The 3,639-nt window shown below is 54.6% G+C and carries 3 protein-coding genes; all 3 read right to left on the minus strand.

Annotated elements, in window-relative coordinates:
• Window positions 1–1,075, minus strand: a 1,075-nt coding sequence (gene argH / locus VMW13_08005; protein ID HUV44756.1) for an argininosuccinate lyase, incomplete at its 3' end; no start/stop codon positions are given.
• Between the two features lies 1 nt (window position 1,076).
• Entirely contained in the window at window positions 1,077–2,330 is a 1,254-nt protein-coding gene (locus tag VMW13_08010; protein HUV44757.1) for an argininosuccinate synthase, read from the minus strand.
• Window positions 2,331–2,380: 50 nt separating this feature from the next.
• Window positions 2,381–3,568 carry an aspartate aminotransferase family protein gene (locus VMW13_08015; protein ID HUV44758.1) on the minus strand — a complete coding sequence of 396 codons (1,188 nt, stop codon included), beginning with the start codon at window positions 3,566–3,568 and terminating at the stop codon, window positions 2,381–2,383.
• Between the last annotated feature and the right edge of the window lie 71 nt (window positions 3,569–3,639).

Here is a 3,639-nt window from a genome sequence, read left to right on the forward strand (position 1 = left end):
CGGCCCGTCCGGTATTCTCCGGCTTCACGCGGAGCGTCGATACCATGCCGGCGAAGACCTCCAGGGTGGCCAGCAGCGTATCCACGGTATCGAAGAAGCCTTCCTTGTCCTCCTGCATGTCCCGGACGTAGGCCAGGGGAATGCCCTTCATCATCGTCAGCAGAGATATCAGGTTGCCGTAGATGCGCCCGGTCTTACCGCGGGCCAGCTCGGCAACATCCGGGTTCTTCTTCTGGGGCATGATACTCGACCCGGTGGCGTAGGCATCGTCTACTTCAATGAAGTCGAACTCCGCCGAGGACCAGAGAACAATCTCTTCCGCCAGGCGGGAAAGGTGCATCATACAGATGCTCGCCGCGGACTGGTACTCAATCAGGAAGTCCCGGTCACTGACGGCGTCGATGCTGTTCCGGCTTACCTGGTTGAACCCCAGTTCCTTCGCAAGGAACTCACGGTCTATATTGTAAGCAACACCGGCAAGGGCACCGCTGCCCAGGGGCAGGACATCGGTTCGCTGGCGGCAGCATTTGAACCGTTCGATATCCCGCTCCAGCATCTCGAAGTAAGCCAGCAGGTGATGGGCCAGCAGCACCGGCTGTGCCCGCTGCAGGTGCGTGTATCCCGGTATGACCACTTCCTTATTGGCCTCGGCCAGAGTGACCAGGGCCTGTTGCAGCTTGTGCAGTGCACTGATGGTCTGCGAGATGGCGTCGCGGACGAAAAGGCGCATATCGAGGGCTATCTGGTCGTTCCGCGAGCGGGCAGTATGGAGCTTGCCCCCGACCTCCCCCACTTTCTCGATAAGGCGGGACTCGATGTTCATGTGGATATCTTCCAGTTCCGGTTTGAAGTCAAAATCATCCTGCTCAATCTCTTCCTTGATGGAGTTGAGACCGCCAATTATGGTATCTGCGTCCTGCTTTGAGATAATATCCTGCCTGGCCAGCATTCGGGCGTGCGCAATGCTCCCCGCGATGTCGTAGGGATAGAGACGCCAGTCATACCGGATGGAGGCGGTGTAGGTCTGCGCCCGCTTGTCGGCGTCCTTCTCAAAACGACCACGGATATGGCTCATGCTAAGCCTCGTTTTCCTCTTGTTCCCGGTGGGCCATTATACTTAATGGCCCCTCGACATCGGCCAGAATCTGTACCTGTGCCTGGTTCTTCGCCGACAGGCCCCACAGATGAATGAAGCCCAGAGCCGCACTCTGGTCAAACTGGTCGCCCTTGTCGTAAGTGGCCAGGCCGAGGTTATACAGCGAACGTGGCGATTTGCGTCCGGCGACCCCTGCGCTGGTCTTGAAGAGCTTCATCCTCACGGTGCCGGTAACAGAGCGCTGCGAACTGATGATATAGGCCGAGAGGTCACGGTTGAGGGCACTGAACCAGAGACCGTTGTAGACCATGTCCGAGTATTCCAGGGTCACCTTCTCCTTGAAACGTAGCTGGTCTTTGGATAGTGTCATCGCTTCCAGTGCCCGATGTGCCTGGAGCAGGACGGTGGCTGCGGGCGCTTCATATATCTCCCGCGACTTTATTCCCACGACCCGGTTCTCGATATGGTCAATCCGCCCGATGCCATGATTGCCGGCTATCTCGTTCAACTCCATGATAAGGTCGATACCGTTCATTGGCCGGTCATCGAGGCTGACGGGGATGCCCTTAGCGAAACCAATCTCCACGTAAGTCGGCTCGTCCGGGGTCTGGTCAGCCGACTTCGTCCAGGTGAAAGCGTCTTCCGGCGGCTCTGCCCAGGGGTCTTCCAGGACTCCACACTCGATGGCTTTACCCCACAGGCATTCATCGATGGAGTAGGGGCTGCTTACAGTTATTGGAACGGGAATATTGTGCTTCTGGGCATAGGCTATGGTCTCTTCCCGTGTCATTCCCCATTCCCGTGCCGGGGCGATGATTTTGAGGTCCGGTGCCAGGGTATTGATACCGACATCGAACCTTACCTGGTCGTTTCCCTTACCGGTGCAGCCGTGGGCCACCGCAGTTGCCCCTTCATCCTGTGCGGTATCCACCAGCAGCTTGGCCATGAGAGGTCGGGACAGGGCAGTTGCCAGAGGGTATTGACCTTCGTAGAGGGCGTTTGCCTGCAGCGCCGGAAATATGAAGTAATCTACGAAAGACTGCTTTACATCGACTACCAGTGCTTTTATTGCGCCGACCTTCAATGCCTTTTCCTTCACGGCGGTGAAGTCTTTTTCATTGCCAACATCGATAGTCAACGTAATAACGTCCAGACCATAGTTTTCCTGTATCCATGTGACTGCCACCGATGTATCCAGGCCGCCACTATAGGCCAGTATTACCTTATCTGCCATTTTGAATCTCCTCCAGGTAGAGTATATTGCCTCACCTTAACTGTCAGGCATCAGTTATCAATGCCGGACAGGCTTTTATCCAGTATATCAAGCGCTTCATCAACTTCGCTATTACCGATGATAAGCGGGGGTATGAGACGAATAGCATTAGGCTTGACGCAGTTAACCAGCATACCATTCTCAAGGCAAGCGTTTAACATATCCTGGCCAATCTCACGGTCAAACTCTATGGCCAGTAATAGACCACGGCCGCGAACGTCGGTGATGAACGGATATTTCTTTTGCAGGTTTTTCAGGCTTTCAGTAAGATACTGTCCCACTTTCCTGACATTGGCTGTGATATCATTCTCAATAATAAAACTAACGGTCGCATAGGCAGCAGCACAGGTAAGCGGGTTACCGCCGAAGGTAGAACCGTGCTCTCCCGGGACGAAAACGCAGACTTTATCCTTGGCCATAAATGCCCCGATAGGCACACCGCTACCCAGACCTTTAGCCAGGGTCATTATATCCGGTTCAATTCCGTACTGCTCGTATGCGAAAAGTGTCCCCAGTCGGCCTATCCCCGTCTGGATTTCATCCAGGATAAGCAGTATTCCCTTCTCGTCGCACCACGAACGCACACTGGCCAGGTAATCATCGTCCGGAACAATAACGCCGCCTTCTCCCTGAAGTGGTTCCAGCATTACGGCACAGGTCTGTTCAGTAGTGGCTTCCTTGACTGCTTCAATACTGTTATATTCCACGTTTTTGAAACCGGTCGGCAGGGGAATATAGGGTACCTGGAACTTTACCTGCCCGGTGGCGGCGGTCATAGCCAGGGTACGTCCGTGGAAGGAATTGAATGCAGTAATTATTTCGTAGGCACCGTTCAGTTTGAGACTGCCGTAGCGACGTGCCAGTTTCACCGCACCTTCACAGGCTTCGGCACCACTATTGCATACGTAGACCTTGTCCAAACAGCTATTCTCAACGAGGAGCTGGGCCAGTTGAATCTGGGGGACGGTATAGAACTGGTTTGAGGTCTGGATGAGCGTTTTTGCTTGCTCGGTTAACGCCTCAACGAGTGCAGGATGGCAGTGTCCCAGACTGTCAACTGCCCATCCGCTGACAAAGTCCAGGTATTCCCGTCCGGCATCGTCCCATATACGGGCACCTTCACCCCTGACCAGGGTGACCGGGACGCGGTTTCCGGTTTTCATGTAATACTTCTTCTCAAGCTCTTGCCAGTTGCTCATCTCTACGCTCCAATAAGTTTCTCTGTTGTTTCTTGCTCCCAGAGGATGACGTTCCTGTCAACCTCACCCCC

The organism is Dehalococcoidales bacterium (assembly GCA_035529395.1).
Classification (GTDB): domain Bacteria; phylum Chloroflexota; class Dehalococcoidia; order Dehalococcoidales; family Fen-1064; genus DUES01.